The sequence below is a fragment of the Kitasatospora sp. MBT63 genome (genome assembly GCF_000710465.2).
Lineage (GTDB): Bacteria > Actinomycetota > Actinomycetes > Streptomycetales > Streptomycetaceae > Kitasatospora.
Genome location: NZ_JAIZ01000381.1, coordinates 1 through 2,030, shown reverse-complemented (window position 1 = coordinate 2,030; position 2,030 = coordinate 1). Strand labels below are relative to the sequence as shown.

The following is a 2,030-nucleotide window of genomic DNA, read 5'->3' as shown; positions in this document are numbered from 1 at the left end:
CTCCCCGCGTGGACCCCCGCACCCCAGCCGGCGGAGACCACCTCCGCCCCGGACACCCCGACCCCGACCCCGACACCAACGCCGACGCCGACCCCGAGTCCGACGCCGACCAGCCCCTTCGCCACCGCAGAGGTCGGCGACTGCTTCTACGAATCCGGCACCGACGGCCACGCCGACCTGACCGCCACCGACTGCACCTCCGGGGCCTTCAAGGTCGTGCGGATCAACACCGGCAGCACCGACCTGAACAGCTGCGACAACGTCACCGACAACGACGAGAGCGTCTCGTCCACCCTGTACGACCGCGTCCTGTGCCTCAGCTACCAGAGTTCCGGCGGCACCGCCTACCACGCCCGCCAAGGCGACTGCGTCTTCGGGGCCGCCGGGGCCGACGCCTGGTCGACGCAGTCCTGCCAGACCGGCAACTTCAAGGTCCTGGCGGTCTACCGCGGCACCGCCGACCACACCAAGTGCGACGACTGGCCGCACTACAACTACTGGCGTTCCATGCCCACGGCCGGGCACTCCGGCCTCGACGTCCTGCTGTGCCTGTCCATGAACTACCCGGACGACGCCGGCTACGCGACCGTCAACGAATGCCTGCTCAAGTCGGGCTCCACCTTCACCAACGTCGGCAGCTGCGGCGCATCCAACGTCTACGTCACCGGACGCACCAACACCCCCTACGACACGGCGTTCTGCGGCACCAGCGGCTCCACCTACTGGCGGTCCGGCGACTACCCGGCCTTCGGCTACACCGTCTGCTGGCGCTGGCGCTGACCTCCCGGGCCGCCCGCAGCGGACAACCCACCACCCGAGCACGAGAGAGCACGAGAGACGAGGAACCGACATGGCATACCGCTACCGGTGCGGCGAGTGCGGCTTCAAGACCTCCTGGGGCACCGAGTCCCAGGGCGAGCAGGAGCAGATCGCGCACTACGCCGGCCGCCACCCCGGCCTCCTCCCCGGCGGGATGGTCGAAACCAACACCAAGAAGCCGGACGGCGGCAACGGCTGCCTCACCTTCGTGGTCGTCGCGATCCTGCTGCTCTTCCTCGCCGCCTCGTGCCACCGCTGACGCACGTCCGGCACCGCCAACCGCGCACCACCACTGCCCCGGAGGAGATCCGGCATGTCCACCCAGACCACCGGCATCACGGACAAGTTGATCCAACGAGCCGTCAAGGAGCGAGAGGCACGTCGTTCAGGAAGGTCCCGAGCAGTAGCCGTCATGGTGCTGTCGGCCCTCTTCGCCCTCGGCCTGGTGCTGGCCCTCGCCGTCTACCCCGGCCATCCGGACGACACCTCGGCACCCCGGTGCGACGGCACGACGATGTCGCCGAGCGACATCTGCGACGCGTACGTCAACGGCGCGCTGACGCACTCGTACAGCTACCAGGAGATGCTCCACCGGCAGCAGGCCGCGCACCCCGGCGCACTCGTCGCCGGAATCATCGCCATGGCGATCGCCGTACTCCTGCTGGTCCCCTTGCTCCGCGCCCTCGACCCGGCGAAGCCGTGGGGGACGGCCCGGCCCGGGCACTGCCCGCGGTGCCGGCAGCCGAACCTGCGCGAGAAGCCGATGACCCACTCCGAGACGCGCGGCCGCGTCCAGCGGAACTGGAGCGGCATCGTCACCCTCTGCACCCCCGGCTGCGACTTCGCCACCGTACGGCCACGCTGACCGGCCGTCGGACCCCACGCAGTCCGTTCGGCGACGGCCCGGCGGCTGCTACCCGCGGCCCGGCGACCACCCGGCCCTCGGCACACACCGTGCCCAAGGCGGACCCGCGCGGCTCGAACGACGCCGGCCACAACACCACGACAAAAGGAGGAAGGCATGACAGAGCACTACTGGAACCCGGATCCGGCGGCGCCGGCACCCCCGACCTGGCAGCAGACCCCGAGGGCGGTGCCGCCGCAGTTCGCCCGGCCCGGCTCCTCGGCCCCGCCCGCGCGAAGCGCGTCGCCCGGCAATCCGACGCCACCCGCCCCCGGCCCTGGCCCCGCTGCGGCCCCCGCCCCCGGCC

General features: G+C 71.4%; 2 protein-coding genes and 2 pseudogenes. All 4 read left to right on the top strand.

Going from position 1 to position 2,030, the window contains the following annotated elements:
- A pseudogene (locus tag AA75_RS22275) lies at positions 1 to 780 on the top strand (hypothetical protein); the annotation flags it as partial.
- 70 nt (positions 781 to 850) lie between these two features.
- On the top strand, positions 851 to 1,078 hold the full coding sequence (locus tag AA75_RS22270) for a hypothetical protein (protein WP_033821945.1): 228 nt from the start codon (positions 851 to 853) through the stop codon (positions 1,076 to 1,078).
- Between the two features lie 54 nt (positions 1,079 to 1,132).
- Positions 1,133 to 1,684: a hypothetical protein gene (locus tag AA75_RS22265; RefSeq protein WP_149038303.1), complete on the top strand. Its 552-nt coding sequence runs from the start codon at positions 1,133 to 1,135 to the stop codon at positions 1,682 to 1,684.
- A gap of 156 nt (positions 1,685 to 1,840) precedes the next feature.
- Positions 1,841 to 2,030 (top strand): annotated as a pseudogene (locus AA75_RS51445) (hypothetical protein); the annotation flags it as partial.

Bases quoted from the DNA above. Each gene is read 5' to 3' on its own strand.
- AA75_RS22270 (WP_033821945.1), top strand. From the start codon at position 851: ATGGCATACCGCTACCGGTGCGGCGAGTGCGGCTTCAAGACCTCCTGG.
- AA75_RS22265 (WP_149038303.1), top strand. From the start codon at position 1,133: ATGTCCACCCAGACCACCGGCATCACGGACAAGTTGATCCAACGAGCC.